Annotated in this window: 40 protein-coding genes; 6 read left to right on the top strand and 34 right to left on the bottom strand. The window is 70.9% G+C overall.

Annotated features, from left to right (window positions below; all coding sequences use genetic code 11):
- Positions 1-30: 30 nt before the first annotated feature.
- Positions 31-210 carry a hypothetical protein gene (locus tag ACZ68P_RS23960; RefSeq protein ID WP_471009405.1) on the top strand — a complete coding sequence of 60 codons (180 nt, stop codon included), beginning with the start codon at positions 31-33 and terminating at the stop codon, positions 208-210.
- Here ACZ68P_RS23960 and ACZ68P_RS23955 read toward each other — a convergent pair.
- The 10 genes from ACZ68P_RS23955 to ACZ68P_RS23910 all read right to left on the bottom strand — a co-directional run bounded on the left by ACZ68P_RS23955 (position 207) and on the right by ACZ68P_RS23910 (position 8215).
- Complete coding sequence (locus tag ACZ68P_RS23955) at positions 207-1355, bottom strand: phage minor capsid protein (RefSeq protein WP_471009401.1); 1149 nt, start codon at positions 1353-1355, stop codon at positions 207-209. The genes ACZ68P_RS23960 and ACZ68P_RS23955 overlap by 4 nt on opposite strands.
- A complete protein-coding gene (locus ACZ68P_RS23950) occupies positions 1315-2895 on the bottom strand; it encodes a phage portal protein (protein WP_471009398.1) in 1581 nt (526 codons plus the stop codon). Before ACZ68P_RS23950 ends, ACZ68P_RS23955 begins: the two co-directional genes overlap by 41 nt.
- The gene (locus tag ACZ68P_RS23945; protein ID WP_471009396.1) at positions 2895-3086 is read right to left on the bottom strand and encodes a hypothetical protein; all 192 of its coding nucleotides are present in this window, start codon (positions 3084-3086) and stop codon (positions 2895-2897) included. Before ACZ68P_RS23945 ends, ACZ68P_RS23950 begins: the two co-directional genes overlap by 1 nt.
- Positions 3086-4366, bottom strand: coding sequence for a PBSX family phage terminase large subunit (locus tag ACZ68P_RS23940; RefSeq protein ID WP_471009394.1), 1281 nt, complete (start codon positions 4364-4366; stop codon positions 3086-3088). The genes ACZ68P_RS23945 and ACZ68P_RS23940 overlap by 1 nt, the downstream gene beginning before the upstream one ends.
- Positions 4350-4913: a helix-turn-helix domain-containing protein gene (locus ACZ68P_RS23935; RefSeq protein WP_471009391.1), complete on the bottom strand. Its 564-nt coding sequence runs from the start codon at positions 4911-4913 to the stop codon at positions 4350-4352. The genes ACZ68P_RS23940 and ACZ68P_RS23935 overlap by 17 nt, the downstream gene beginning before the upstream one ends.
- A gap of 168 nt (positions 4914-5081) precedes the next feature.
- On the bottom strand, positions 5082-5663 hold the full coding sequence (locus tag ACZ68P_RS23930; protein WP_471009389.1) for a DUF4352 domain-containing protein: 582 nt from the start codon (positions 5661-5663) through the stop codon (positions 5082-5084).
- A gap of 407 nt (positions 5664-6070) precedes the next feature.
- Complete coding sequence (locus ACZ68P_RS23925) at positions 6071-6655, bottom strand: hypothetical protein (RefSeq protein WP_471009387.1); 585 nt, start codon at positions 6653-6655, stop codon at positions 6071-6073.
- A complete protein-coding gene (locus ACZ68P_RS23920; protein WP_471009385.1) occupies positions 6652-7161 on the bottom strand; it encodes a hypothetical protein in 510 nt (169 codons plus the stop codon). Before ACZ68P_RS23920 ends, ACZ68P_RS23925 begins: the two co-directional genes overlap by 4 nt.
- Complete coding sequence (locus ACZ68P_RS23915) at positions 7158-7934, bottom strand: MerR family transcriptional regulator (RefSeq protein WP_471009384.1); 777 nt, start codon at positions 7932-7934, stop codon at positions 7158-7160. Before ACZ68P_RS23915 ends, ACZ68P_RS23920 begins: the two co-directional genes overlap by 4 nt.
- Positions 7934-8215 (bottom strand): hypothetical protein, encoded by a 282-nt coding sequence (locus ACZ68P_RS23910; RefSeq protein WP_471009381.1) that lies wholly within the window; start codon positions 8213-8215, stop codon positions 7934-7936. Before ACZ68P_RS23910 ends, ACZ68P_RS23915 begins: the two co-directional genes overlap by 1 nt.
- A 134-nt stretch (positions 8216-8349) precedes the next feature.
- Here ACZ68P_RS23910 and ACZ68P_RS23905 point away from each other — a divergent pair, with 134 nt between their 5' ends.
- Positions 8350-8604, top strand: coding sequence for a hypothetical protein (locus ACZ68P_RS23905; protein ID WP_471009379.1), 255 nt, complete (start codon positions 8350-8352; stop codon positions 8602-8604).
- A 112-nt stretch (positions 8605-8716) separates the two neighbouring features.
- Positions 8717-8914 (top strand): hypothetical protein, encoded by a 198-nt coding sequence (locus ACZ68P_RS23900; protein WP_471009378.1) that lies wholly within the window; start codon positions 8717-8719, stop codon positions 8912-8914.
- A gap of 172 nt (positions 8915-9086) precedes the next feature.
- Here the strand turns inward: ACZ68P_RS23900 and ACZ68P_RS23895 are convergent, their stop codons facing one another.
- From ACZ68P_RS23895 to ACZ68P_RS23780, 24 genes are all read right to left on the bottom strand, one after another.
- A complete protein-coding gene (locus ACZ68P_RS23895; RefSeq protein ID WP_471009377.1) occupies positions 9087-9788 on the bottom strand; it encodes a hypothetical protein in 702 nt (233 codons plus the stop codon).
- Between the two features lie 101 nt (positions 9789-9889).
- Positions 9890-10144 (bottom strand): hypothetical protein, encoded by a 255-nt coding sequence (locus ACZ68P_RS23890; protein ID WP_471009375.1) that lies wholly within the window; start codon positions 10142-10144, stop codon positions 9890-9892.
- A 2-nt stretch (positions 10145-10146) separates the two neighbouring features.
- Positions 10147-10545, bottom strand: coding sequence for a hypothetical protein (locus ACZ68P_RS23885; RefSeq protein ID WP_471009374.1), 399 nt, complete (start codon positions 10543-10545; stop codon positions 10147-10149).
- Positions 10542-10892 (bottom strand): hypothetical protein, encoded by a 351-nt coding sequence (locus ACZ68P_RS23880; protein ID WP_471009373.1) that lies wholly within the window; start codon positions 10890-10892, stop codon positions 10542-10544. Before ACZ68P_RS23880 ends, ACZ68P_RS23885 begins: the two co-directional genes overlap by 4 nt.
- Positions 10889-11020 (bottom strand): hypothetical protein, encoded by a 132-nt coding sequence (locus ACZ68P_RS23875; protein ID WP_471009371.1) that lies wholly within the window; start codon positions 11018-11020, stop codon positions 10889-10891. Before ACZ68P_RS23875 ends, ACZ68P_RS23880 begins: the two co-directional genes overlap by 4 nt.
- Positions 11017-11844 (bottom strand): hypothetical protein, encoded by an 828-nt coding sequence (locus ACZ68P_RS23870; protein WP_471009370.1) that lies wholly within the window; start codon positions 11842-11844, stop codon positions 11017-11019. The genes ACZ68P_RS23875 and ACZ68P_RS23870 overlap by 4 nt, the downstream gene beginning before the upstream one ends.
- Before the next feature lie 79 nt (positions 11845-11923).
- On the bottom strand, positions 11924-12127 hold the full coding sequence (locus ACZ68P_RS23865; protein WP_471009368.1) for a hypothetical protein: 204 nt from the start codon (positions 12125-12127) through the stop codon (positions 11924-11926).
- A 40-nt stretch (positions 12128-12167) separates the two neighbouring features.
- Positions 12168-12530 carry a hypothetical protein gene (locus tag ACZ68P_RS23860; RefSeq protein WP_471009366.1) on the bottom strand — a complete coding sequence of 121 codons (363 nt, stop codon included), beginning with the start codon at positions 12528-12530 and terminating at the stop codon, positions 12168-12170.
- Between the two features lie 45 nt (positions 12531-12575).
- A complete protein-coding gene (locus tag ACZ68P_RS23855) occupies positions 12576-12743 on the bottom strand; it encodes a hypothetical protein (RefSeq protein WP_471009364.1) in 168 nt (55 codons plus the stop codon).
- Between the two features lie 14 nt (positions 12744-12757).
- Complete coding sequence (locus ACZ68P_RS23850) at positions 12758-13486, bottom strand: ATP-binding protein (protein WP_471009362.1); 729 nt, start codon at positions 13484-13486, stop codon at positions 12758-12760.
- Between the two features lie 2 nt (positions 13487-13488).
- On the bottom strand, positions 13489-14316 hold the full coding sequence (locus ACZ68P_RS23845) for a hypothetical protein (protein ID WP_471009360.1): 828 nt from the start codon (positions 14314-14316) through the stop codon (positions 13489-13491).
- Between the two features lie 61 nt (positions 14317-14377).
- Positions 14378-14632 carry a hypothetical protein gene (locus ACZ68P_RS23840; protein WP_471009358.1) on the bottom strand — a complete coding sequence of 85 codons (255 nt, stop codon included), beginning with the start codon at positions 14630-14632 and terminating at the stop codon, positions 14378-14380.
- Positions 14629-14925 (bottom strand): hypothetical protein, encoded by a 297-nt coding sequence (locus ACZ68P_RS23835; RefSeq protein ID WP_471009356.1) that lies wholly within the window; start codon positions 14923-14925, stop codon positions 14629-14631. Before ACZ68P_RS23835 ends, ACZ68P_RS23840 begins: the two co-directional genes overlap by 4 nt.
- Complete coding sequence (locus ACZ68P_RS23830) at positions 14922-15206, bottom strand: WhiB family transcriptional regulator (protein WP_471009354.1); 285 nt, start codon at positions 15204-15206, stop codon at positions 14922-14924. The genes ACZ68P_RS23835 and ACZ68P_RS23830 overlap by 4 nt, the downstream gene beginning before the upstream one ends.
- Positions 15203-16108, bottom strand: coding sequence for a hypothetical protein (locus ACZ68P_RS23825; protein ID WP_471009352.1), 906 nt, complete (start codon positions 16106-16108; stop codon positions 15203-15205). The genes ACZ68P_RS23830 and ACZ68P_RS23825 overlap by 4 nt, the downstream gene beginning before the upstream one ends.
- Positions 16105-16386 carry a hypothetical protein gene (locus tag ACZ68P_RS23820; protein ID WP_471009350.1) on the bottom strand — a complete coding sequence of 94 codons (282 nt, stop codon included), beginning with the start codon at positions 16384-16386 and terminating at the stop codon, positions 16105-16107. The genes ACZ68P_RS23825 and ACZ68P_RS23820 overlap by 4 nt, the downstream gene beginning before the upstream one ends.
- Positions 16383-16940 carry a hypothetical protein gene (locus ACZ68P_RS23815; protein ID WP_471009349.1) on the bottom strand — a complete coding sequence of 186 codons (558 nt, stop codon included), beginning with the start codon at positions 16938-16940 and terminating at the stop codon, positions 16383-16385. The genes ACZ68P_RS23820 and ACZ68P_RS23815 overlap by 4 nt, the downstream gene beginning before the upstream one ends.
- Positions 16940-17719, bottom strand: coding sequence for an ERF family protein (locus ACZ68P_RS23810; protein ID WP_471009346.1), 780 nt, complete (start codon positions 17717-17719; stop codon positions 16940-16942). The genes ACZ68P_RS23815 and ACZ68P_RS23810 overlap by 1 nt, the downstream gene beginning before the upstream one ends.
- 1 nt (position 17720) lies before the next feature.
- Positions 17721-18764 carry a YqaJ viral recombinase family nuclease gene (locus ACZ68P_RS23805; protein WP_471009344.1) on the bottom strand — a complete coding sequence of 348 codons (1044 nt, stop codon included), beginning with the start codon at positions 18762-18764 and terminating at the stop codon, positions 17721-17723.
- A gap of 61 nt (positions 18765-18825) precedes the next feature.
- Complete coding sequence (locus ACZ68P_RS23800) at positions 18826-19221, bottom strand: hypothetical protein (protein WP_471009342.1); 396 nt, start codon at positions 19219-19221, stop codon at positions 18826-18828.
- Positions 19218-20075, bottom strand: a complete 858-nt coding sequence (locus ACZ68P_RS23795) for a hypothetical protein (RefSeq protein ID WP_471009340.1) — start codon at positions 20073-20075, stop codon at positions 19218-19220. The genes ACZ68P_RS23800 and ACZ68P_RS23795 overlap by 4 nt, the downstream gene beginning before the upstream one ends.
- Positions 20072-20515, bottom strand: coding sequence for a DUF6197 family protein (locus tag ACZ68P_RS23790; RefSeq protein WP_471009337.1), 444 nt, complete (start codon positions 20513-20515; stop codon positions 20072-20074). The genes ACZ68P_RS23795 and ACZ68P_RS23790 overlap by 4 nt, the downstream gene beginning before the upstream one ends.
- An 81-nt stretch (positions 20516-20596) precedes the next feature.
- Entirely contained in the window at positions 20597-20764 is a 168-nt protein-coding gene (locus ACZ68P_RS23785) for a hypothetical protein (protein ID WP_471009335.1), read from the bottom strand.
- Complete coding sequence (locus tag ACZ68P_RS23780; protein ID WP_471009332.1) at positions 20761-20973, bottom strand: helix-turn-helix transcriptional regulator; 213 nt, start codon at positions 20971-20973, stop codon at positions 20761-20763. The genes ACZ68P_RS23785 and ACZ68P_RS23780 overlap by 4 nt, the downstream gene beginning before the upstream one ends.
- Positions 20974-21243: 270 nt before the next feature.
- Between ACZ68P_RS23780 and ACZ68P_RS23775 the strand changes: the two genes are divergently transcribed.
- The 3 genes from ACZ68P_RS23775 to ACZ68P_RS23765 are packed head-to-tail and all read left to right on the top strand — an operon-like array spanning position 21244 to position 23618.
- A complete protein-coding gene (locus tag ACZ68P_RS23775) occupies positions 21244-21678 on the top strand; it encodes a helix-turn-helix domain-containing protein (RefSeq protein ID WP_471009330.1) in 435 nt (144 codons plus the stop codon).
- 18 nt (positions 21679-21696) lie between these two features.
- Positions 21697-22023: a hypothetical protein gene (locus ACZ68P_RS23770; protein ID WP_471009329.1), complete on the top strand. Its 327-nt coding sequence runs from the start codon at positions 21697-21699 to the stop codon at positions 22021-22023.
- The gene (locus ACZ68P_RS23765) at positions 22020-23618 is read left to right on the top strand and encodes a recombinase family protein (RefSeq protein WP_471009327.1); all 1599 of its coding nucleotides are present in this window, start codon (positions 22020-22022) and stop codon (positions 23616-23618) included. Before ACZ68P_RS23770 ends, ACZ68P_RS23765 begins: the two co-directional genes overlap by 4 nt.
- Positions 23619-23647: the final 29 nt, after the last annotated feature.

The raw sequence follows: 23647 nt of genomic DNA, 5'->3' as shown, positions 1-23647 counted from the left end.
ACCAGGCGGGCGGTGAACTAGGTTGCGCCCATGGCAATCTCAAGCAATGAGCAGCAGCTCCGGGGCGAGGCGCGTACGGCCCTCCTGGAACAGATCAAGAAGCTGGCCGCGGAATACGACGACCCCGCTGCCCTTCTGCGACTGGCCGAGGCGTACGCCTTGGTCTCACAGGACCGCGCTCCTGGGTCAGGCAGGGCTGTAGGCCTCTAACGTGCAGAGCTGATCTGCTCTCGCACAGGCTTTCTCCGCAGGTCGGGATGCGCAGCTACGTGCTGTCGCATCTCGGCCTGCCACTTCCGGACGTACGCCCCGGCGCGGCGCCGCGCGGTCTCGTCCATCGCGGCGGCCTGGACGCGCTTCCAGCGGCGGATGTGCCGCTCGATCTCCCGCTGCCGCTGCGTGTCCTCGTACGACGTGCCCGGGGTCGGGTGGTGCGGCGGCCGGGTCGTCACACCAGGCAGGTACGCAGCCAGGGAGTGCCTGCAATTCGGATGGAACAGGCCCGCGCCGCGGGCCTCCGCGAGGCTGCCGGCCACGTGCACCGCGACCGTCTCGGGCGGCCGGAACGCGGCCCGCAGCCCGGTCGGCTGGATGGCGTGCTCCGTACGGATCGTGTGCGGCCCCGCCTGCCCGCCGAGGGTCAGCACCTCGCCCTCCCACGGCCGGCACAGCGGGCACTCCAGCGGCGCATCCGACACGATGACCAGGCCCACGTCGATCTCCGCGAGAGCGTCGATGTGACCCTCGACCGCGGCGCGCGCCGTGACCGAACGGACGGCCATCTCTGCGTAGGACGCCATGTCCCAGTTCCGGCCGGCGGAGTCAACGAAGCCGGTGATGCCCCGGGCGGCGAGCTGGTCGAGGGCGCGCTGGCTGGCCTGCCGCCGGGTGATGCCGGTGAGGAGCTGCGTGCCGGCGGCGCGGCTGGTGATCCGCCGGTAGGTGTCGACCACGGCCCGGGTGATCCGCTGGTACACGGGGCGGGTGTCGCTGGCCATGCTCGCGGCGAGCCGGTCGACCGCGGGCGCCCCCGGGAGGGTGTCGCGGGCGACGAGCTCGCGGCCGATGTCCAGCGCGCCCAGCTCGGCTACGGCGGCCTGGCGACCACGGTTGTAGGCGGTCACCAGGGCGCGCCGTACGGCTCCGTCGGTGTCCTGCTGGAGCGCGTCCGTGACGGCCTCCACGGCGGTGCGGAGGTTCCCGATGGACGCGAGCTTCAGCTCGGCCCACCGGGGCGACTCGATGTCGGCCTCCAGCGCCTTCGCGAGGAGCTCCAGGAGGGCCGTCTCGGCGTCCTGGTAGAGGAGCCCTACCTCATGGGCGAGGTCTTCCGCCATCGCTGGGGAAACCGGCATCGCTGGCCCCCTCTGCTCCGGTCAGGGTCGGGTCGGCGACCATGCGGCCGGACTCGTCGAGGATCCGGTCGACCTCGGCGGCCACCGCGCCCTCTTCCCAGTCAGGGTGCTGCATCCTCACCAGCGTCTCCTTCGACGCGGCTTCGGCCCTGCTCAGCAGCTCCACCGTCGTCGCGACGGCCTGCGGGTCCTCGGACACGCTGTCCCCGAACTCGACGTCCGGCAACCCCACGGTCACGCCCGTGCCGTACACGGCCTTGTCGATGGCGAGCAGCGCCTCGACGGCCTCGGCGAGCGCGGGCCGCCAGTACACGATCTTCCGGCCGCGGGTCGTAAACGACTGCCGCTCCCGGGCGACGACCTCCGTCGCGGTGACCGCAGCCTGCCCCTGCTCGCCGAACGACTGGGCGGAGTAGCCGGCCGTGCGGAGGATCTGCTCGACGAGATCCTGGGCGGTGTCGCGGTGCTCGGCCACCCGGATCGCGAACTGCACCGGGGTGATCATCGCCGAGTCCCCGGCGCGAGGCAGCATGTTCAGCTCCGAGTACACCTCGCGCTCGGCGTCGAACGAGGCTGCCTGCCCGGGGCCGTTGGACTGGAGGTACGAGCCGGGGACGATGATGCGGGCTTTGCCCAGGTGGACGTCCCGCATCCATGACGAGTACACCTCGTCCAGGGCGTCGAGGAGCGGCTCCGCCCCGGCGATGTCGGGCCGGCCGAGGTGCGCCGCGACCGGGTTACCGCGCCAGAGCCGGTTGGGCCGCATGTTCGGTACGTACACGGCGGTGAGCTGCTTGATGCCGGTCGGGATGGAGTCGCCGGTCAGCCCGGGCACGTTGGCGAGGGCGGCGGTGGCCGGGTGGTCGGTGAGCGGGACCTTGGTGCCGAGGGTGTCGCGGGTGCCCTCGTACAGGCCGTGGAGGATGTAGCCGGGCTCGTGGCGCTCCAGGTGGCGCACGACGCGGTCGCCGTCGGCCTCCAGGATCCGCCAGAACGTGACCGCGGCCAGGCGGCCCCACTGCCACTCGGGGACGGCGTGGCTCGCGGGGTGAGCGTCGAGCCATGGGGCGTCGTACGTCTCGCGGTCCCACACGACGCGCAGGTACACGCCTCCCAGCGCCGCGGCGAGCTCGGCGGCTTCCAGGAGGGTGCCGTGGAGGCCGTCGCTGATGAGCTGTTCCAGGCGCTTGTTCGTGGTGTCGTCCGGGCCCTTGACGGTCGGGGGTTCGGAGAACAGGAGCGCCGAGGAGGTCACGGCGATGTCGGAGGCGAGCGGGACATGGAGCTTCGATCGACGCTCGCCGGTGGTGGGCTGGGAGCCCCAGAACCAGCGCTGGAGCGTGCGGCCGACGGCGCCGCGCCACCCTCCGCGTTCGGAGGCGTAGAACCCGGTGCTGCCGGGGTCGCCGTACTGGCCGCCGTAGACGGAGGAGAGGGCGTTGGGGTCGCCGCAGTACCAGGCGTCCCAGACGGTCATCCGGTCGCGGACCTGGTCGAGCGCGGCCGGCGGCCAGGGCTGGTTGCCGGTGGGCAGGGGCATCAGGTCACCCCGTCCTCATCCTTGATCGAACTCTCCAGGTGGGCAGCGGCGGCGCGGAGGAAGACGGCCATCTCGCGGCGGAAGGCGCGCCCGTCCATGCAGCCGTCCAGTACGGGGACTTGCACGCTTCCCCAGCACGCTTCCGTTTCGCCTACGCGAACGTGCACGGGCATTTCGATCTGCGCGGACATTAGGCGGCCACCTCCATCAGGATCGGAATGTGCGGCCGCCACAGGGCCTCGGTCGTGCGCACCCCGTACCGCAGGGCGTCGCAGGAGTGGTCTTCCAGCTTGATGGGGGCGTCCTCGCCCTTCTCGGACTTCTCGTCGTCCCACGAGTAGCCGGGGATCTCCTCGATCAGGCCGGTGGCGGACTCGTGGACGAACAGGCGGTTGGCAGCCAGCAGCGAGCCGACGGTGCGGATGCCGTCGAGGACGGAGTTGTCGGCCGGGGTGACGCCGGACACTCCGTCGCGGTGCAGCTGCTCGATGTACGAAGCCGCCGACGGGTCGACGATCGTCCACTCCGGCTGCACGCCCACGACGTTGCTGCCCGGATGGGGCACGGCCTGGAGCCAGGCGCGGCGCGCGGCCGAGTACTCGGCGTCGGTCTTCTTCCTGCGCTGCGCCCGCGAGTCCCACCGGTACTCGGAGGCAACGTACAGGTTCATGTCCGTGCCGAGACCGATCAGCAGGTCCGAGTACGGGTTCGTCGTGCCGTAGTCGATGCTGTCGCACAGCCAGCGAACCATCGTCGGCAGCTTCTTGACCACATGCCGCTGGGGGTCGAACGCCTCATAGATGGCGCCTTCGGCCTGCACCCAGTGCCCGAGGATGTTCCGCCGGTAGAACACGCCCTGGTGGGTGGACTTGAGGTGGTTCTTGTACTCGTCGGTCAGCGACGGATTGTCGTCGAGGACGAAGGACCACGAGCGCAGGTTGGTCTCCTGCGGCCGCTTCAGGTACTGCTTCCTCAGCCAGTGACCAGGGTTGTCCGGGTTCGTGGTGAAGAAGATCTGCGCTCCGGGCACCGAGCAGCGGGCGTCGAGCTGGTCGAAGAAGGTCTTGGGCAATGTCGTGGCCTCATCGACATACGCGCCAGCGCAGGTCATTCCTCGGATCTTCGGCTCGGCCTGGGCGTCGTTGGCTCCGAGGACGTGCACGATCCGGCCGAGGATTGTGGCGGTCGCGGCGCCGTTGGTGTACTTCACCTGGTGAGCGAGAGCCCCGAAGATCTCGGGGTTCATCAGCGGGAGGAACGCGTTCCGGTAAATCGAGTCCCGGGTGCGGCCGACCATGACGAGCTCGCCACCGCGGGGCGCGCTCCCAACGTAGATCAGCCAGCGCAGCAGAGAAGCGATCGTCTTCCCGGACCGAACGGCGCCTTCCCAGCCGTTCAGGCGGGCTCGGGAGTCGACGACGCTGAGGATCTGCTTGCGGGAGAGAGGCAGGGCGTCAAGGAGCTGATCCACCTTCCGCCTCCTCGACGCTCGTGTCCTCCGCCCTGAGCCGTTCCGCGATCTGGGCCAGGCCGGCGCCGAGCTGGCCGACGAGGGACACGGCGTCGGCGGCGCCGGTGTCGGCGGTGGGCGGGACGAGGCGGAGAGACTGCGCGGCTGCGGCGGTCGCGGCGGCCATCAGCTGGCGCTTGTCGGCGGCCAGCGGTTCGTCCACGTCGTGGCTGTTGTACGTGTGCTCCTTGCCGCCGAAGGAGTGGATCGTCGCTGGCTCCCACATCTGGGCCGAGAGGCGCAGGGCGTCGTCCACGAGGGCTTCGGCGAGGATGGCGCGCTTCTCTGCGAGGTCGATCATCCGTGTGCGGGTGGCCTCTTCGGTGGCGGCGCGGTCGAAAGCCAGGTTCATGCGGGCGGCCTCGACGCTGATGGTCCGCTTGCTGCGCCCGATCCGGCGCGCGATTTCGTTCCGGCCGTGGCCGTCGGCGTGAAGGCGGCGGATCTCCGCCCGCTCGGCCTCGGTGACCCTCGGGTTGTAGTCGTCATCGACGTACTGGTTGGTCACCCTAGTCACCTCCTTCTGGTCCCACTGCCCGGTCGCTGGCCAACCGCGCGATGTCCCGCTTGTCCTCGGGGGCTACGGCCAGGCTCTCTACGCCCGTCGCCGGGCAGTGGGGGCATGCGAAAGGCCCGTCCGCAGGGAGGCGGACGGGCCGGGTCGGGCGAGGCTGAGCTACTTCACGGCCCACTGGCCGGTCTGGCCGGCGAAGCCGCTGTTCATCGTGAACTGGACGGACGCGATCTTCGATGCCTTCGGGACCTCGAAGACGATGTACCCCAGTGCCTTCTCGCCCTTCGGGAGCTTCACGCCGGACGCCATCGGCGGGCCGGCGGTGACTTCTCCGAAGGTGGTGGTGAAGCGTTGTCCGTCGACGTCGGCGACCTGGACGCCGTTGCCGGGGCTGTCGTCGTAGATCGCGCTGCCGGTGTTGACGATCTCGAACTGGCCGGCGACCCAGCGCTTCCCCTGCTCGGGCGTCATGAACTCGTCGCTGGACTTCGCGGGGTCGACCCACTTCTTCAGGGTGACGGCGACCTGCTCGCCGTCTCCGTTGCCCTTGAGGGTGAGGGTGTCGCCGATGGCGGCCGTCTTCTTCGCGGGTTCTTCGGTGGTGGCCTCGGGCGCTGGGGCCTCGGTGGTGGGCGCGGCAGCTGCGGGGTCGGGCTTGGTGTTGACGTCGGCTTCGGGGCCGCAGCCGGTGAGCGTGAGGGCCGCGACGGCGGCGAGGGTGGTGATGGTGGTGCGCGTGCGCATGGTCCCCCCATGGGTGCTGGTGTCGGCCCAGCATCGGGGAGTTGTGGGGGGTGTGTGGTGGGGGTGACGGAATCGTGACATGCGGAAGGCCCGGCTCCTCGTGGGGAGCGGGCCTGTTGTTTCCGGGCACGCCGGATCTGCGGCTCATCATGAGGGACGGACGCCGGTTTTGCAACTAGGCGCAAAAGCGGGGCCCCACCGCAATACCCCGTGCGGTGGGGCCCAGTCCCAAGGTGCTCCGTCCAAGCTACGCCCGCCTGGGCGGGGGGCAACACCCTTGTGCATCACTTCTTCGGGGGTGGCGGGGGAGGGGTCTTCGCGGCCTGCGCGGCGGCCTGGGACTGCTCGTTCCGGCTGCGGAGTTCGGAGATGGACATGGTGGTCTTGAACTCGCCCACGGGGCGCTCCTATCGCGTGATGGCGTGGTGACGGATGACGTCGGCGGGGTCGGTGACGACGGTCCCGCCCTGGCCGATGGCGTCTACACGGAACCCCTCTCCGGGGTCCCCTGCCGGGGCGTTGTTGGCGTTGGTGTTGGCGCCTGACCTGCACCAACAACCGTCAGAAGAGGAGTCGCAGGAACGCGGGATGTCCGCCGTGTGAACGCCAGGGCCGTTCTTCCCGCCCGCGCGTACCCCCGTCCGGATGGGGACGCCGGCCTCGTCGAGGAGGGCCCGCACGGTTTTCGTGTCGGGCAGCCCCGCGGCCTCCTGGAGCTGTGTGAGGCGGACGTTCTTCCCGCCCGCGGGGGACAGCTTGTGGAGGGTGGCGACGATGTCGACCTGCTCTTCGTCGTCGTCGTTGCGGCGGCCGGCCTTCCAGGAGCGGGCCCGGCGGACGCCGGCGGTGGTGAGCAGCCCGGCGACGTAGTAGCCGGTCTCGGGGACGGCATAGACGACTCCCCCGGCGACGGCGGCGGCGAGGACGATGACGCATCCACCGGCGACGCGGGAGGGCCTGTCCTCCGTCTCCGGGGTCTCCTCGACGGTCATCCGACCCACCCGAACAGGGCGTGCCCTGCCGCGTTGGTGGCCTGCGCGAGGGGCACCGCGGCGAATCCGGCGATGCCGCTGGAGGTGCCGAGGGACAGCCCGCACCAGGACCCGAGCTTCAGATCGGTGCCGCTACGGGTGGCCTTCACGGCGGCGATGAACGCGATCGTGAGGATGAGGACGAGACCGGCGCCGTCGGCTGTGAGCGGCAGGTACGCGCCGCGGGAGGTGACCCCGGCGGCGGCCCCGACGCCCCAGACGAGGGCGACGTCGCCGAGCCAGTTGGTGATCCAGAGGGCGGTGTCGAATGCCCAGCCGACCAGGCCGCCGACGGCGAGGACACCGAGGGCGCCGTAGGCCCATCCGGCGAGGAAGGGGAGGAGCCGGCCGAGGTGGTCGACGGGGCGGGCCTGGAGGGCTTTCAGGCCGGGCCACCACATCTTGATGAGGTACCAGCCGAGGACGGAGAGGCCGACGACGATTGCGCCGCGGGTTGCCCAGATCATGAGGTACTCCCGAGTGAGACGACCTCGGCGACGTCGAAGAGCATGCCGTTGCGCGCGTCTCGCACGACGGGACGCAGGCGGCCGCGGTCGACCCAGGTGCGGACGGTGGAAGCGGTGACGCCTTTGAGCTTGGCTACCTCGCTGGTGGCGATGAGACGGGCGTCAACGGGGTCCGGCTCGTCGTCACTGGGGGGCGTCTCGTCGTGAGACGGGGCGATGGGCAGCAGCCGCGTGCCGGGCGGGGGTCCGGCCATGGCCCAGACGAGCGCGCGCGGCGGCTGAGACGGCCTCGGGGCGGGCGGCGCAACGGGCTTGGCGCGGGGCCCGGTCGGGGTGGCGGCGAGGTGGAGCAGGTGGCCGAAGACCAGCGGCGGGACGCATGAGACGGCTGCGACGAGGACCCAGGGGGTGCGGGGTGTGGCGCTGAACCAGCCGGTGACGAAGAGGTGTGAGACGGGCTGGGCGGCCATGGCTGCGCCGAGTGAGACGCACGCGCCCACGACGGCGGAGGTCTTCCCTGGCGCGCCGGCGGGGCGGTTGCTGGCAACGGATGCGGCGATGCCGGCATAGGCGGCGAGGACGGCGGCCATACCCCAGGCGAGACGGGTGTCCCATCCGGCGAGGACAGCGAGGTGATGTTCACCGGGGGCGCACATGGCGAGGACGACGATGGCAACGATGGGGCGGCCGCCGTTGGTGAACCAGCGGACCCACCAGGGGGTGTGGGACGGGTGCGACGCGCGGGGGCGTCCCAGGAGGTTCGGGAGCTTCATCAGGCGCTCCAGGCGGCGCGGTCGAGGATGAGGCCGTACTCGCCGCGGCTGGTGGCCCAGGTGATGTGCGGCATCCGCATGAGGAGGGCGTGCTCCAGGTCGTGGTCGCCGTCGGCGGCCTCGCGGGCGGCGGTGAGCCGGTCGGCGGCGGTGAACTCGGCGTGGGGCTGGCCGCGCTTGAGTTGTCGGGCGATTCCGATGAGGCCTGCGCGGATGGGGCATCCGGCTCGGGTGCGTCGGAGGGCTTCGTCCTGCTGGGGGAGGTGGGTACGCTCGGGCATGCCTGCTCCTGGTCTGTTCAGGGGTGGGCGCGCCCCGGCCGGGCCTTCACACACCGGCCGGGGCGACTTGTTGCTGCCGTTCGACCGTAGCGAGAAGTGTGGACAATGTCCACACCTCGCGAGAGGATGTGCCCATGTCCGTGACCCCGGAGAGTGAGGAGCCGCGGGAGACCATGACCATTCCGAAGCTCGCCGAGAGGGTGGGGCGCAGCCGCACGCTGATCCACCGGCTCGCGACCAACCCGGCCGAGGGCTGGCCAGCGCCTACATTCCGCCCGGGAAGCAGCCGGCCGGAGTACTCAGTGGCCTGGTTCGACGAGTACTGGGCCGCGCGGCAGGCCGGTCTCCGGCAGGGGCGGCGCACCGACTTGGAGAAGCCGGCCGAGTAGCTGGGCACGCGTGAGCCCCGTCCGGATTCGTCCGGGCGGGGCTCTGTGCTGTCCTGCGCCGTCCGGGCCTGTCCGGATGCGTCCGGGCCCGGACGGGGCGAGGGTGGACGCCATGACCGAGCCGCGCGTGATCGTGTACCCGCCCGACGAGCAGGGTGGCCGGCGGGTCCGGGTCGACGGCGAGATCCTCGGCCGCGCGACCGGTATGCGGGACCTGGTCGAGTTCCTGCGCCGCGCGGGCTGGCCTGATGAGGACGAGTGGCCGCCGATCGAGTGGCGCGGCGGCGGCCCCGAAGCCTGGGACCACTGATCCACGCAAGGGGGCTGACCTCTGGCGTGTGAAGTGCCAGGATGAGCGCGTCGGCTCCCTCTCCAAGGACAAGGGCCGGCCTCGCGCGCTGCGCTTCGGGCTGATCACCTGGGGCCTTCCCGGCGCGCGCCCCCGGCGGGTGCGGCTGATCACCGCACCCGCCGGCCGGACTTCACGCCGCGACCACCCCGGCCTCCGTCCAGAACGCCAGGCAGCCCGTGCACTGCGCTACCGGGTCGGTCCCCCCTCCGCCGTACACCTCGATCCGCCCGCCGCACTGGCACGGCCGGTCGATGGACAGCTCCCGCCGCTGATACACGAGGTCGAGGGCCGTCTCGATGCGTTCCAGCGCGCCCGCGGCGACCTTCCGGACCTGGGCGTGCTGCGCCGTCGTGAGGGGCGTACCGGGCCAGCGGGCGCCCTGGACGCGGGCGCACAGCCACAGGGCGCTGTAGGTGGCGGTGTGGCTGGAGGTGAAGTGCCAGCGCTGCCGGTCCCGGCTGTCTTCGAGGGCGATCTTGTTGCGGCGGGCGCGGTCGTTCGCGGGCCAGTCGCGGGGGGCGGGGGTGACGAGGGTGCGCTGGTTCGCGGCGGCGATCTGGGTGCCGGTCTCATGGAGGGCGATCTCGACGGTGCGCATGGTGTCGGCGATGCGGAGGGACAGGGGGGCGGCGGTGGCGCCGAGCTGGTCGGGGGAGCGCTCCAGGGCGCGCAGGGCGGCTGCTTCGGCGGCGTCGCGTTGTTCCATGGCCTGGAGGTAGCCGCGGAGGCCGAGGCCGAAGCCGGTGCCGGCGGTGGGGATTTCGAGGGCGTCTTGGAGGTTGCGCCAGTGGCGGGCGATCTGGCGGAGGTGGCTGCTGGTGGTGGCGGTCATGGTGCGCTCCGTGGTGTGTGCTGGGGCGGTACGGTGATCGCACCGTGTGGGGCGTGCCGGCCTGGGGAGGTCGAGGGCACGCCCCATCGCTGTGTGCGGGGTCAGGCGGGCCAGCTCTCGGGCGGCTCGACGCGGAGCGGTGCCTCGCGTTCCTGTCGGATCGCGTCGCCGGTGTAGCTGGCGACCTTCCGGCCGTCTTCGGTGACGTAGGCCTCGTAGCGGATGACGTCGCCGCCTTCCCGTCGCACGACGTGAGGGGTGCTGCGGAGGGGCACGGTGTGCGGGTCGATGCCGTTGGCGGCGAGCCAGGCGCAGAGGGCGAGGCGGCGTGGTTCGCTGGGGCCGAGGACGGCCATGGTCAGTTCTCCTTCGTGGTGGGGAGCAGCTGCTCGCCGAAGGCTCGGATCGTGGGGCACGGATAGGGCTGGGGCGGGCAGTCCGTGCTGTCGTCGGCGTAGCCGGAGCAGTCCACGCAAATGAGGCGGCCGTTGTAGCCCACGGCCTTGTGGAGGGTGCGGACGCGTTCGAGGGCGGCCTCAGCCTCCTCGGCGCGGGTGCGCACGTCCGCGACGTCCTCGACGACACCTCGGATGGGGCCGTGCACTCCACCGACGGCTGCGGCGTGCATCTCGGCGATGGTCTGGCACGCGCGAAGGTAGTCGTCCTTGAAGCGGTCTCGCTCCTCCTGGAGTTCGTCGAGGGCGTCGCTGGTGATCGTGTCGACGGTGTGCCGCTGGGCGGGCTCGGGGTCGGTCATCGGGCATCTCCGTCCTCGTCGTCGGCCGGGTCCCAGGTGGCGAGCGGGTCGCGGTCGGTGGTGGCCCAGGTGTAGGTGGGGCAGGGAGATCGCTGGCCGCACTCGCCGCAGTCGCCGGACGTGAGGCCACCGGGCCCGGTGTTCTGTCGGTGGGCCTCGGCGATGCGGGCGAGACGGGCAGCGGGGCCGCCGGCCACCTTGGCGGCCCACGTGTCGTAGCGGTCGAGAGCGGCCAGTACGAGGCCTGCGGCGTGCTCGCTGACTTCGGACGGCAGGCCGGCTAGGGCGCCTTGGTTGATCTCGCGGAGGACGATTTGGCGGCGCATGTCGTCGGCGGGCTGGTTCATCGCTTCTCCGGGGGTGTGGGGCGCTTCTTGTGGTGGACGTAGCCGATGCGGGCGAGGACGGCGCCGAGGGTGAGGGATGCGGCGCAGTACCAGGCGAGGCATTCGAGGACGGCGAGGAGGACGCTCACGGGGTGCTCGCCTCGTCGGCCATGCGGCGGAGCTCGGTGACGACGTCGAGGCCACCGATCGCGTAGGAGCAGTCCGGGCCGTAGCGCTCGTCCATCAGCCGCTCAGCGATGTCGGCGGCTTCGCGGAGGATGGTGGCGCGCTGCTGGGCGGCCTGGCGCTCCTGCTCGGCTGCGAAGTGAGCGGCTCGGGCCGGGAACAGGCGGTTCATGGCGCGGGCCGACGCGGCCACGAGGGGGTCGCCCTCGGCCGGCTGTCCGGCGTCCTGCCCCCCGACGGCGGCACGCGCCTCCTCGGGGGTGGGCCCGTGTCGTCCCTCGGCGCGCCAGTCGGGCTCGATGCCGAGGATGGCGGCCGGGTCCATGGGCGGCTGCCCGGCTGCCGAGTACTGCGGGCAGTCTCGGTAGTGCCCAGCGGGGGCGAAGGCGGGTCCGGAATCGGCGCAGGTGCAGGCGGCGGCGGGACCGGCGACGCAGCGGCCGCACAGCTCGAAGGCGTCCTGGTTGTCGCCCTTGCAGCGGGGACACATGGTCGGGTCGACGGTGGCGTTCCGGCGCGGCGCCCCAGCGGCGGGGGTGTGCGGGTCGTACCACGGGGGCTTCCGGTGACCGGCGGCCTTGGTGCACGTGCTGCCGTCGGCGAACTCGACGTTGCACGCGGGTTGTCCGGCGGCCTGGCGGGCGGCGTCCCGAACCCCGGCCACCTCGTTCCGGTACGCGTCGAGCATGCGGGTGACGTGGTCGTGCACGATCGGCGGTACCCCCGTCTCCTTGAACGCGATGGTGGCGTAGGCGTACAGCTCGTCGCGGGCGGGCTGGTCGGTCACGGTCTGCTCCTGGTGGTCGTAGGGTCTGGGGACGGCCCGCCGTGCTCGATATCCGCGAGCACGGCGGGCTGCCGGGTGCTCAGGGGGACGGCTCGGCGGCGAGGCAGTAGCTGGCGTGCAGGACCACTCCTGCGTCCACCTCGGGCTCGCTGATGCAGGTGCACGTCGGCACGCAGGGGACGAGGTTGGAGTGGGCGTCCTTTCCGCATCCGCAATGGACGCCGGTCGGGCCGTAGGCGATCGGGTCGCCCCAGGGGCCAAAGGCGGTCGGCTCGATGGTCATGTGGTGCTCCTTCGTGGGTGTCGGGCGGGCCGGCATGCGGTCAGGCGAGCAGGTAGGTCACGGGTCGTGCGTGGGGCGTGTCGGAGGCGGCCCGTTCCGCGAACCAGATCCAGGTCGGGTCTTGGCCCTCCTCGGGGTCCGGGGTGCGGAAGACCATCCAGGTGCTCTTGATGGAGCTGATCCAGTCGGCCGCCGTCGCGTCGGGCTCGTCGGACAGGTTGACCAGGCCCAGGTAGTTGCGGGCGTGGCAGTTGAATGCAGCGAGGGCGCGGCGGGTGTCGTGGTGGCCGAGGGCGACCATGTCGCCGTCCTCGCCGATGCATGCGACAGAGATGCCGTAGTACGTGCCTGCCATGTCGGGGTCGGTGATGATCGAGCCGGGCTCGGGGGTGGTGTCGGGCATCGGGTCTCCTGTGTGTGTGGGTGGTGGAACCGGATCAGCGGGCGGTCAGGCGGCGGGGAGGGTGTTGTGGTCGGGGCAGGCGATGCCGCCGTTGGGGTCGTCCCAGCCGAGTTCCTTGTGGGCGTCGAGGGCCTTGTCGCGGGTGTCGTACTCGCCGTCCATGTGGCCGAAGCAGACGTCGCACTGGACGCGGTAGGTGGGCGTGATGGGCATGTGGGTCTCCTGGGTCAGGCGGCGGGGGTGCGGCGGCGGTCGGTGCCGGTCATGGCGACGACGGCGGTGTCCTCGGAGAGGCGGGAGACGATCCGCTCGCCGAGGGCGCTGGCGAGGTCGGGGACTGCCGAGGAGCGGGCGGGGAGGTTGGAGGTGTAGATGGTGGGGCGGCAGGCGTTGTACCGCTCGTTGACGAGCCGGTAGGTGGTCTCTTCGACCCACTCGGTGGCCTTGGCGGAGCCGAGGTCGTCGAGGAGGAGGAGGGGGATGTGGGCGAGGCGGCGGAGTTCTTCTTCGACGCCGCGAGGGCTGCCGTTGGGGCGGAGGAGGCCGTTCATGTCGGCGGCGGTGACGGCGCGGATTTCGTAGGGGTGGGTGCTGCCGGCGGTGGCGATGCGGCGGAGGGCGCCGTACGCCTCGTAGGTTTTGCCGGTGCCGGTGGTGCCGGTGAGGAGGAGGCTTCCGGCGGTGGTGGGATCTGTGGCGACGCGGTTGGCCCAGGCTTGGACGGCGGGGAGAGTGGCGTCGGCGTTGCGGTAGCGGGGCGGTACGGCGGTGGTCCAGCGCTTGAGGTTCCATTCGGCGCGGCGCTGCCGGTGGTATTCGGGGTGGCCGGGTTCGTTGGCGCTGGGGCTGTCGTCGACGGGGCCGGGTTGGACGTGGGGGTGGCGTTCCCGGATTCCGGCCATGAGTCGGGCGAGGGCGTCGGGGTTCTTCTCTCCGAGGGTGGCGGGTTCGGGCATGGTCAGAATCCGTTCTCGTAGACGGACGGGTCGGTGGGGTTGGTGTAGGGCTGCCAGCCGCCGGAGACGGCGCGGAGCGGCGGGCGGGGGGCGTCTGCGGTGGGAAGGGGCGGGAGCTCGGCCCAGCCCTTCATGAAGTACTTGGCGGATTCGACGTCGACGCGGGTGGCGACCTTGGCGGCGTGGTCGGTCATGGCGGGGATGCCGGACTTCTTGATCAGCGCGAGGACGGGGAACCACTCGTTGCCCTTGAAGGGCCAGCGCACCTTGATGTTGGCGAGGGAGAGAGCGTCAACGAGGGGGCGGGCGTCGGCGGGGATGCCGTAGTCGGCGCTCCCTGCTTGCTGGGACTCAACGGAACTTTCGGAACTACTGGAACTACTGAGGGCAGCTCCTGCCCTACCCCAGGGCAGCTCCTGCCCTACCGGTAGGGCATCTCCCGCCCTAGGGTGGGGCAGCTCCTGCCCTACCTCCTCTTGGGGTAGGGCAGGAGCTGCCCTACCTTCCGGGGTGTCCTCAACGGGGACGATCGCCGTCTTCGGGACCAGCAGCCGGTACTTCGTTGTCTCGCCCTCCGACCGGGCCTTCGCCACTGACGGGCGGCTGCGCTTCAGCCAGCCGCCCTCCTCCAGGTGGCTAAGGTGCGTCCGAACCGTGGCTCGGGACAGCCCGGTGGCCTTCTCCAGGCCGGTGAGCGAGGGCTGGTAGCGGTCGGGGATGATGCCGGTCTTGATGTCCGCCCACGTGGCGATGGTGAGGGCCAGGTGCCGAGACGGCGGCTTGAGCTCGCTGGCGCGTACTGCTCGCTCGTACTCGAACCGGCTCGGCATGTGCGGCTTCTTCCTGGAGTGCGGAGGATGGGGCGGGGGCGGCGGCCCCGGGCGGCGAGGGTCAGCCCTGGGCGTCGGCTTCGGTTTTGGATGCCTCGGCGATGACCTGGAGCTGGGCGATCAGCGCGGGGAGGTCCGCCAGCGGCACGGAGGACCCGCGCGGGTCGGTGCGGAAGTAGATGCCGGGAACGTTGCCGGGCATCAGGGACGTGCTGATCAGCAACCGGTCGCCGTCGATGTCGGTGTGGGCGTACCGGCTCGGGTGAGGTACGGCACCAGCGGTCGGAAGGACCATGACGATCTCGGTGTGGCTCATGTGCGGTGTCCGTTCTTGTCGACGGCGGCCTGGGCCGCGCGGTAGGTGTTCGGGCTGGATCGGCGCTTCCCCGAGGCGACGGCGCGGGCGTCGTGGACGCGGGAGTCGTTGATCGGTGACGGCGTGGTCCACGCCGCTGCGGGGAGGCCGGGGCCCGGTTGCGGTTCCGGGCGGCCGGCCTGCGCCCACGGCGAGTGGGTGGAGCAGCGCCAGCCGCAGGGGTAGAGCCGGACGCGGCCGGTGTGGTCGGTCTTGGGGACGTCGCAGTCGGCCGGCGGGCGGGGCCCGGTCACGCGGCGGCCTTGCGGCGCCGGGTGTACTCGGAGTACCGCTGGCTCGGAGTGAGGCCGCCGGCGATCCCGAAGCGGTTGTCCTTCGTGATCCCGCCTTCGGCCGCCAGCGCCGTCGTGAGGCACTGTCGCCGGACCCGGCATGGGACGCAGACGTCCTTGGCGCGCTCGACGCCGTCCCGGTCCCCGGGGGCGGGGAACATGGTGTCGGGGTCGACCTCGCGGCAGGCGGCGAACTGGCGCCAGTCGAGTGGCTGGTCGGTGCACGTGCCACGGCTGCTCATGCCACTGCCCCCTTCCGGTCCCGGCGCTGCCCGGTGCGCAGTTCGCGGAGGATGTCGCGGACCGTGCCGTACGTCAGCCCGAGGCGTTCCGCGATGACCTCGCCGGTCAGCCCGTACGAGGCGAGGTGCTCGACTTCGGCACGGCGCAGCGCACCCAGCTCGTTCCGGGTCAGCTCGTGCTCGGCGGCAGCCGGGTCGAACTCGGGGTCGTCGATGTGCCCCATGTCCTCCCACCACAGGGGGGCACGCCACTGCTTCCGGGCGGCGAGGCGGACCAGCTTCAACACGGTGCCCGGTGCGATGCCGTGTTCGACGGGCCGGAGGTGCCGCAGCTCCTCGTAGCACTCGGCGACGGCCTGGGCGGTGGCGTGGGTGACCAGCGCTTGACGGGTGATCTGGTTGACCCGCGGCGGCGCGACCCCAAGGTGGTCGGCGATGACGCGTGTCGGCCAGCCGATGGCGCGCAGAGCCTCGATCCGCCGCGTGCTTCCTGCGGCCGGAAGCATCCCGGGAGTCAGGTCGGCCGGCGTGGTGGCGAGGATCGCCTCGGCGAAGTCCGGGCGGATCCGCCTCTTGCGTCCGCGGCCGGGGTTCAGCTCGTAGACGATGCCAGTGATGGCTGCGGTGTACCGACCGAGGTGGTCGGCGATCACTTTGTAGGAGAAGCCGGCCTGGTTGAGGTCAAGGAGGTGCTGGCGGGCGGGCTCGGCGTCGACGAGCGGCTGCCAGGTGCCGTACCCCTGCTTGCGGTAGACGCGGCGGCGGTAGGCGCGGGCGGCTTCGCGGCATTCGGGGCGGGGGCACCTGCGGTACTTGCCGCAGGAGAGGGTGCCGTGCTGGGTGGTGCCCGCGCCCGGGAGGGGAGTCGTCATCCCGGACGCGGGGGTCTCAGTGGCGGTCACCGGTCACCGCCGGTGTAGCGGGCGTACACACGGAACTCGCCGTCGACGGTGCGGGACTTGGCGTCGAAGGAGCCGACCGGACCCCACGTCTTCCGAGTCGCCTTGCGGATGGAGTAGGCGGTGCTGGTGGCGGAGCTGATGGCGGGGAAGGTCAGGATGTGGGCCCACTCGCCGGGTCGAGCGCGGAGCTGCTCGGCGATGGCTTCGTGACTGGCCCAGCCCCTCCGGGCACGTCCGTCATCGGGCAGCGGTTCGAAGGTGACGCGGGGCTGGGTCATGCCTTGTCCTTCGGGGTGTCGATGTCCAGGGCGGTGCGGGCGGCGGGGAGGAGGGAGGCGGCCTGGTAGCCGGTGGCGTCGAGGAGCTGGTTGGTGAGGCGGTGGACCACGCGGCGCTGCACGGCGGCGTCGGCCCGGAGACGGGCGACGGCGCGGAGCGCGCGGCGGAGGCGGCTCTGCTGCTCCTCGTACCGACGGCGGCCGAGCGGTTCACGTCCGCTGTCCGTCCACGCCTGGATCAGCTGGAGGGCCTGCGCGTGCTGCTCGGGCGTGATCGCGGCGAGGAACTGGTCGGCGAGCTTCTCCCGGAAGACGTCGCCCATGCCGGAGCCCCAGAGGCTCCAGTCGATCAGGGACCACAGCTCGTCGGAGTGCTCGACCGCCGGTACGGCGGGCTCGCGTTGAGCGGCGGCCAGCTCGGCGCGCAGTCGTTCGTTCTCGGCGGCGACGTCGCGGTAGTGGACGCGGGCGGCGTCCCGCTCGCGGCGGGCCTCGTCGCGCTTCTCCAGCGCGGTCTCGTACAGCGCGGTCAGGGCTCGGCGGGACAGTCGCATCACGCCTCACCCCCGGCGGCGCGCTCCTTGCCGATGCGGACCACGAGGTCACCGATCGGCTCCTCGTCACCCACCTCGTTCGTGACGCTCGCACCGAGCTGACGCGAGGTCCGCAGCTCGTGATGGATCTGCCGCAGACGCCCGGCGCTGGTGCGCGGGTCGCAGATTTCGTCCACGTACGTCACGGCCGGCCGGATGGGGTCGGCGCCGCGCTCGACGTGCGAGGCGTCCGGGTCCTTGTCGTGCGTCGGGGTCAGGCCGCCGGTCAGGAGCAGCACCCGCAGCGCTACGGACTGCGCCTTCGCGGTCCCCTTGTCAGCCGAGTCGAGTGCCTCACCGCGGGTCTTGAGCGGCATGGGCAGCGTGTCGCCCATCGGGCCCATGACCATCCACGAGACGGTGACGGTGCACTCGCGCATCTTGTTGCCCTTGGACGTCGTGGTGTCGCGGTGCTCGGCGTCGATCCCGACGGGGAAGACGTTGATGCCGTGCTTCAGCGTCACGGGCCCGAAGGTGTTCACGACGGTGTCCACGCCGCGGAAGTTGAACCGCGTGCCGCCGCCGTTGTACTGCTCGCCCTTGGCGATCGCCCGGACTTCCTTGCGGACCCGCAGCCACGCGAGGTGGACGGGCACCATCTCGGGGTCGTCGTCGCCGGGCTCGTAACCGGCCATCGGGTCGACGTACGGCGCCGGCGCTGCGTCGGGCGCGGTGTCGTGCTGTTCATCCGCCGTCAGCTCGCGGCCGGCGGCCTTCGCCGCGTTTTCACGGAGTCCCATCTCAGGCCCCCTCCTTCAATCGGTAGGTCTTCGCGATGTCGAGGCGCTCGCCCGGCTTCGCTGTCACGCAGGCGGCGTAGGCGTCGGGCCAGCGCTCGGAGAGCTGCTCCAGGTCGACCGCAGGGCGGCCGTTGGTCGGCTCCAGGGAGTACGCCCGCTCACCGCCGACGTGCGCGGCCTGAGCGGTGCCGAGGTGGCACAGCAGCCGGGCCTTCGCCTCGTTCTTCCGCCGCTCGGCGGCCTTCTCATCGAGGCGGGCCCGCTCGTAGTCGAGGAGCGCGTCGAGCGCGTCGGCCTGGCGGTCGATGTCGACGGCCCCCGACCGGTCGGGGTGCACGCGGCGGTACATGTCGATGAGTGCTTCGCCATCGCCGGTGAGCGGCGGGGGGACGGCGGCGCGGACGTGGCCGAACCAGAAGCGGTCGACCGCCGCCTCGATGTCGGCGGTGACGTCGGTGAACTGGTCGGCTCGAACAGTGCCCTGGTGGTACTCGTTGCCGCCGATGAGGACGGCGAAGTGCATGTGTTCGTAGCCGCACACGCTGATCTGGTGGAGCATCTGCGCGAGGACATCGTCCGGCGGCCCTGCGTGCCACTGAGCGGCCTTGAATGCGCTCCGGGTCTTGACCTCCAGGGCGCACGGGATCCGGGTGTCCTCGGCGAGCGGGCACTCCGTTACCCGACGATCGAGGGTGGTCATGCGGTGCGGGTGGTCAACGTGAGAGACGAGACCGACGCGGCGGATCACGGAATGGTTGCGCATGGCCCAGTGGCGGGCCACGGGCTCCTCGTGGACGGTGCCCCAGAAGGCTGCTTCACCGGCGTCGTCGGGGAGTTCGCCGCGCTTGTCGAGATAGACGTGCGTGGGGGTGCGTTCCTTGACGACGCCGAGGATCGCGGGGACGTCGGACGATCCGATGCCGTGGGTCCGGGCGCGGAGCCAGTCGGCGCGGTCGGCGTCGGCGGAGAGGATGAGGCGGCCGGTCGGGGTGACCCTGCGGCCGGCGGCCGGGGCCTGAGCCCCGGCCTGCGCGGTGTCGGTCATCGGGTGCCTCCGCAGGTGCAGTCCTCGAACGTGCGGCGGCAGTCGGGGCAGCGGGGGTCGTTCACAGGGCCCTCCGGTTCCGCTGCTGGCCGAGGGCCGCGACCGCGTCGGCCTGCTGCTCGGCGGCGGCCACCATCGGCTCGGCGAAGGCGAGGATGCGGCGCGCCGTGCGGATGGCCTGCGGGCCGGTGAGCGCCTGCCGGGTGGCGAGCCTCTCGACGAGCTGGTCCTTCAGCTGCTCGAACGCCAGCCGGTCCGGGGCGTCCTGGTCGTAGGCGGGGGCGTCGGGGTCGACGACGGCCAGCTCGATGAACGCCTCGAAGAAGTCGGGGCTCATGAGGAGGTCCAGCAGGTCGTGCACGTTGTCCTCGACGAGCGGGCTCACGTCGAGGGTGACCATGCAGGGCGTTGCGTCGATGTACAGGCGGCCCTCGACGGGCGTGCGGTCGGTGCTCACAGGGCGCTCCCGAGGATCTCGATCGTGGTGGTGGTGCGGGGGGCGAGGGCTTCGAGGGCGTGGTCGAGCGGGTCCATGAGGTGCCGCTGCTCGGCGTCGCGGCCGAGGCGGGTCTCCAGCTCAGCGATCCGGGCCTGGAGTTTCTCGCCGTGCGCCTTCCGCCCCTCGGCCTCGGCCTTCCACCGCAGTCCCTGTTCGGCGATGTGGTTGCAGCGCTTCTGCCACCGGTCTCCGAACTGCTTCCCCGAGGTCTCCAGCTCGGCGATCCGGTCCCGCTGGACGCGCAGCGCCTCGGCCGCGTCGGACAGCGATTCGTTCGTGGTGTGCCGCTCGGCCTCCAGCTCGGCCACCCGGGCCCGAAGCTTGTCGACCTCGGCGGCCGGGGTGATCAGCTCCAGCGCGTCAGACCACGGGAACTTGCCCGCCTCGCCGTGGCTGCCGAGCACTTCAACCGGGGCGACCTTGTAGGCAAGGGAGTCCGCCCAGTCGTGCCAGGCGTCCCGCTCGGAGCGCAGCTCGTGGTTCTCGGCCCGCAGGCGGTACAGCTGCGACACCCCGGTCTCGTCATCACGGACCGCGCCTCGGCTCAGCTTGTCGGCCATACGAACGACCGCCTCAGCCTTCGCCCGGCTCTCCCGATTCGACGTCCCGTACTCGGCCGACTTCTTCACCAGCCACGCGACGACCTGCGCATCACGCTCGGCGATGACCTCGGCCCGCTGCTCGGCCGCCGATTCCGGCGACTGGAGCAAGCACGCCGACTCCAGGTCAGCCGCGATACCCGCCGCCGTCTGCTTCGTCTTCAGCGCGGCAAGGATGACCCCCGCTGCCGCAGCCACACGCTTCGCGTTCATGCCGCACGCTCCGGGGCGGTCGCGGCCAGCTTCAGCAGCGCCACCGCGTCGTCCCCCGACCGGCCCGCGACGTCGCCCCACGCCTCGACGTGCGACTCCAGGGAGAAGATGTCCCCGTACGCCGGGCCGCCGTCGATCGAAAGGGCCAGGAACCCGATCGCCGTGTCCGCGAGCTGGCTGTCCTTGTGCGGGCTACCCGACGCGGCGCACTTGATCGCCGCAACGATGCTCATCGGCCGGTGGCAGTGCGCGACCGTCATCTGACGGTCGAAGGGGTCCGGGACGTAGTCGCCGTGCCACAGGCCGTTCACCTGGATGATCCGGGCCGCGCCGAGCAGGACGGACGGGACCGTCGTCGGCCGGACCGGGATGAAGTCGACGCGAACCGTCCTGCGGTCCCCGGTGGGGAAGTTGGTGGGATGGGTGATACTGATACTCACGGTGTCCTCATTTCTCTGTGGTGAGGTGCCGAGGGGCTGCTTACGGACCGGGCCTGGTCCGAGGTGGCCCCGTTTTGTTGATCAGGCAGCAGCCGGGGCGCCGACCTGAGCGCGCAGACGCTCGTAGCGGGCCGTCTGCTCGGGGCTGAGACGGCCGGCCGCGTAGTCGGCGGCGATGCGGCGGCGGGCCTGGTCCAGAACGGCGCGGGCCTTCGCGATGCAGTGCTCACGGGTGGCCGGGGCGGTCATGCCGTGCTCCGGCGGGGCTGGAGAAGCTCGGCGAGCGTGACGCCCAGGGCTTCTTCGACCTTGCGGGCGGTCTCGATGGACGGGGCGTTCTTCCCGTACCAGAGCCGCCAGCCGGTGGACTGTGCAACCTTCAGGTGTTCTGCGAGGTCTACGTAGGTGTGCTGCCCCTTGGCAGCCGCCGCTTTGCGCAGCTGGGTTCGGTCGTACATACGTCGTACCTTTCCCGCCTGACAGAACTGTCTGGCGTGAGAGAAAGGTAGCACGTATCTGTCACGTGTGAAAGATGCGTGGGAGGGAGTCAGTCTTTACGGTCTCTTCACTGTTGACAGAGTGACGCGGGTCTCATACTTTCTGTTGCACGTTCGATGTTGAACTACAGGTCAGGGACCTGTGTTCGATTTCTGCGTGCCTGTTCGTACGAAAATCACTGGCCTAAAGGAGGTGTTCCGTGGCATGGCGCGTCGCGCTATCTTTCAAGCATGAAAAACAAGATCAGTGCCGACCATGCAGCCTTCGCCACCTGGGTCAAAGACCAGATCACCCGCCAGGGATACGACGTCAGCGGCCTCCGCAGCGGCGGACGTAGCCGCTTTGCTGAAGACTCTGGCATCAGCCCCGCCAGCGTCGGCCGCCTGATCAACAGCGGCGACGTGAAGGACATCAAGGTCCTCGGCCTCCTCGCCGAAACCCTTCGTGTCCCCCTTGGGGAAGTCCTCGTCCGCGCGGGCATCCTCGACGAATCCGAACTCCGAGCCGTCCAGAGCCCACCCCCAACCCCCCACCCCCTGAGTACCGATGAGGCCGCCGACGCCCTTGGCATCACCGACGACCTCGACCGGGAACTCTTCCGAAACCACGTTGACACCCTCCGTAGACGACGCCGACGGAGCGGGGGGCAGGCCGCACAGAACTGACCGCACGGAGGTACGTCAGTGTCCACACGCATCCTGCTCGCCATGCTCAGCACAGCCCTCCTCGTAAGCCTCGGCGTCGGCCTGGCCGGCATGCTCACGGCGCACACCGCCCTCATGCACACCGGCATCCTCAGCTCCATCGCCACAGCCACCCTCCTCGTCTGCACCACGCTCCGACACGTCACGCAGATCACCGAGCGCGAGCGCGAGGACATCCGCATCGACGGCTACCGCCTCGGCCTCCGGCACGCCGCCCTCCGTCTCCTGGACACCCCTCCGTCCGGGGGCACAGTCGTGCCCATCCGCCCCGACCTCCCGCGCCAGCACGAACGGCAGGCACAGTGACAGCATCAGCTCCCACACACAGCCAGGGCTCACCCGAAGAGGGCGAGCCCTGGCTCGCGTATGTCCGGGTCTCCACCTGGAAAGAAGAAAAAATCAGCCCCGAACTCCAGATCGCAGCGATCGAGGCGTGGTCGAAGCGCACGGGCCGCCGCGTGATCGAAGTCGTACCTGACCTAGACGTGTCCGGCCGCCACTTCAAACGCAAAATCATGAAGTGCATCGAGCGCATCGAGGCAGGCGAGGCGCGCGGCATCGTCGTCTGGAAGTACTCCCGCTTCGGCCGCTCCCGCGACGGCGTCTCCATGAACCTCAAACGGCTTGAGGACTGCGGCGGCCAGCTCGAATCGGCAACCGAGGAAGCCGATGCCCGCACGGCCACAGGCCGCCTCCAGCGCGGCATCCTCTTCGAATTCGCCGCCTACGAATCGGACTCCCGCGGCGAGCAGTGGCGCGAGACGCACGACCACCGCCGCTACAAGCTGCATCTCCCTTCTACCGGCCGGCCCCGCTTCGGATACGTCTGGCACCCTCGACGGCTGCCCGACGGCAAGGGGGGCTGGGTCCTCCAGGAAGAGAAGTACGTCGCCGATCCCGAGGCCGGGCCCGTCATGGCCGACCGCTACCGGCAGTACATCGACGGCGCACCGTTCTACGCCCTCCTCAGAGACTTGAACGAGGCGGGCTGGCGCACCACTCGCGGCGGCCTGTGGACCGCCCAGACCCTCATCCGGTACATGGACTCCGGGTTCTGCGCCGGCCTGCTCCGCGTGCACGACCCGAAGTGCCGCTGCGCGCCGGCCGGGCGGGGGAACTGCTCGAACACCCTGTTCATCCCCGGGGCGCAGGAGGAGCTTGTCGACCTGGAGCTGTGGCAGCAGTACCAGGACCGCCGCCAGACGATGAAGAAGACCCCGCCACGCTCCCGGACCGCGCTGTACCCGCTTACCGGCCTCGTGCGGTGCGGCGGCTGCCACGGCACCACGCCAGTCCAGAGCGCCATCCGGATGGTCGAGGGGAAGCCCGTTTCCATCAAGGGCCACAACTACATGTGCGGGCGCCGCAGCGTCACCGGTAGGCACGGCTGTGAGGGTGTATACGCAGTACGGGAGGCCGTTGAGAAGGAGGTGCGCAAGTGGCTCCTGGATAAGCACGCGCCGGCCATCGACGCGGCCCCCAGCGTGCCGGCTCCACGTGATCCGGTGGTGGACCAGCGCGCGGCAGCCGCGCGGGAGCGGGCACGCCTGGAGGCTGAGGCGGCGAAGCAGAAGCGCGCCGTGGCGAACCTCCGCGCGGACCGCGCGATGAACCCGAACGACTACGGGCCGGGTGAGTACGAGGAGGCTCTCGACCGGATCCGGCAGCAGCAGGCAGTCACCACGGCTGCCCTGGAGCGCGTCTCCGTCGTGGAGCTGACGCCGAGGCAGGCGGACTACGAGCCGATCATCGTCGGGCTCGCGGAAGAGTGGGAGCTACTGAACGAGGCCGAGGCGAATGGGCTGCTGAAGCAGCTTGTGCGCCGGGTCGCGCTGGTACGGCAGGGCAAGGGGTTCAGCGTCGAGGTGCATCCGATGTGGGAGCCTGATCCCTGGGCGTGACGCTCGGCGCTCGCCGGATGAGGAGCATG

This window comes from Streptomyces sp. NPDC036822 (assembly GCF_055609145.1).
Note: the sequence above shows the minus strand (reverse complement) of the source record. Positions and strands in the feature narration are given on the sequence as shown.

Excerpts from the sequence above, each read along its gene's own strand:
- ACZ68P_RS23810 (WP_471009346.1), bottom strand. The coding sequence starts at position 17,719 with ATGGGACTCCGTGAAAACGCGGCGAAGGCCGCCGGCCGCGAGCTGACG.
- ACZ68P_RS23920 (WP_471009385.1), bottom strand. The coding sequence starts at position 7,161 with ATGATCTGGGCAACCCGCGGCGCAATCGTCGTCGGCCTCTCCGTCCTC.
- ACZ68P_RS23845 (WP_471009360.1), bottom strand. The coding sequence starts at position 14,316 with ATGCCGAGCCGGTTCGAGTACGAGCGAGCAGTACGCGCCAGCGAGCTC.
- ACZ68P_RS23850 (WP_471009362.1), bottom strand. The coding sequence starts at position 13,486 with ATGCCCGAACCCGCCACCCTCGGAGAGAAGAACCCCGACGCCCTCGCC.
- ACZ68P_RS23880 (WP_471009373.1), bottom strand. The coding sequence starts at position 10,892 with ATGAACCAGCCCGCCGACGACATGCGCCGCCAAATCGTCCTCCGCGAG.
- ACZ68P_RS23855 (WP_471009364.1), bottom strand. The coding sequence starts at position 12,743 with ATGCCCATCACGCCCACCTACCGCGTCCAGTGCGACGTCTGCTTCGGC.
- ACZ68P_RS23865 (WP_471009368.1), bottom strand. The coding sequence starts at position 12,127 with ATGACCATCGAGCCGACCGCCTTTGGCCCCTGGGGCGACCCGATCGCC.
- ACZ68P_RS23925 (WP_471009387.1), bottom strand. The coding sequence starts at position 6,655 with ATGACCGTCGAGGAGACCCCGGAGACGGAGGACAGGCCCTCCCGCGTC.
- ACZ68P_RS23910 (WP_471009381.1), bottom strand. The coding sequence starts at position 8,215 with ATGCCCGAGCGTACCCACCTCCCCCAGCAGGACGAAGCCCTCCGACGC.
- ACZ68P_RS23890 (WP_471009375.1), bottom strand. The coding sequence starts at position 10,144 with ATGGCCGTCCTCGGCCCCAGCGAACCACGCCGCCTCGCCCTCTGCGCC.
- ACZ68P_RS23900 (WP_471009378.1), top strand. The coding sequence starts at position 8,717 with ATGACCGAGCCGCGCGTGATCGTGTACCCGCCCGACGAGCAGGGTGGC.
- ACZ68P_RS23895 (WP_471009377.1), bottom strand. The coding sequence starts at position 9,788 with ATGACCGCCACCACCAGCAGCCACCTCCGCCAGATCGCCCGCCACTGG.
- ACZ68P_RS23805 (WP_471009344.1), bottom strand. The coding sequence starts at position 18,764 with ATGACCGACACCGCGCAGGCCGGGGCTCAGGCCCCGGCCGCCGGCCGC.
- ACZ68P_RS23820 (WP_471009350.1), bottom strand. The coding sequence starts at position 16,386 with ATGACCCAGCCCCGCGTCACCTTCGAACCGCTGCCCGATGACGGACGT.
- ACZ68P_RS23860 (WP_471009366.1), bottom strand. The coding sequence starts at position 12,530 with ATGCCCGACACCACCCCCGAGCCCGGCTCGATCATCACCGACCCCGAC.
- ACZ68P_RS23840 (WP_471009358.1), bottom strand. The coding sequence starts at position 14,632 with ATGAGCCACACCGAGATCGTCATGGTCCTTCCGACCGCTGGTGCCGTA.
- ACZ68P_RS23795 (WP_471009340.1), bottom strand. The coding sequence starts at position 20,075 with ATGAACGCGAAGCGTGTGGCTGCGGCAGCGGGGGTCATCCTTGCCGCG.
- ACZ68P_RS23785 (WP_471009335.1), bottom strand. The coding sequence starts at position 20,764 with ATGACCGCCCCGGCCACCCGTGAGCACTGCATCGCGAAGGCCCGCGCC.
- ACZ68P_RS23950 (WP_471009398.1), bottom strand. The coding sequence starts at position 2,895 with ATGCCCCTGCCCACCGGCAACCAGCCCTGGCCGCCGGCCGCGCTCGAC.
- ACZ68P_RS23775 (WP_471009330.1), top strand. The coding sequence starts at position 21,244 with ATGAAAAACAAGATCAGTGCCGACCATGCAGCCTTCGCCACCTGGGTC.
- ACZ68P_RS23905 (WP_471009379.1), top strand. The coding sequence starts at position 8,350 with ATGTCCGTGACCCCGGAGAGTGAGGAGCCGCGGGAGACCATGACCATT.
- ACZ68P_RS23885 (WP_471009374.1), bottom strand. The coding sequence starts at position 10,545 with ATGACCGACCCCGAGCCCGCCCAGCGGCACACCGTCGACACGATCACC.
- ACZ68P_RS23830 (WP_471009354.1), bottom strand. The coding sequence starts at position 15,206 with ATGAGCAGCCGTGGCACGTGCACCGACCAGCCACTCGACTGGCGCCAG.
- ACZ68P_RS23930 (WP_471009389.1), bottom strand. The coding sequence starts at position 5,663 with ATGCGCACGCGCACCACCATCACCACCCTCGCCGCCGTCGCGGCCCTC.
- ACZ68P_RS23780 (WP_471009332.1), bottom strand. The coding sequence starts at position 20,973 with ATGTACGACCGAACCCAGCTGCGCAAAGCGGCGGCTGCCAAGGGGCAG.
- ACZ68P_RS23915 (WP_471009384.1), bottom strand. The coding sequence starts at position 7,934 with ATGAAGCTCCCGAACCTCCTGGGACGCCCCCGCGCGTCGCACCCGTCC.
- ACZ68P_RS23815 (WP_471009349.1), bottom strand. The coding sequence starts at position 16,940 with ATGCGACTGTCCCGCCGAGCCCTGACCGCGCTGTACGAGACCGCGCTG.
- ACZ68P_RS23955 (WP_471009401.1), bottom strand. The coding sequence starts at position 1,355 with ATGCCGGTTTCCCCAGCGATGGCGGAAGACCTCGCCCATGAGGTAGGG.
- ACZ68P_RS23960 (WP_471009405.1), top strand. The coding sequence starts at position 31 with ATGGCAATCTCAAGCAATGAGCAGCAGCTCCGGGGCGAGGCGCGTACG.
- ACZ68P_RS23945 (WP_471009396.1), bottom strand. The coding sequence starts at position 3,086 with ATGTCCGCGCAGATCGAAATGCCCGTGCACGTTCGCGTAGGCGAAACG.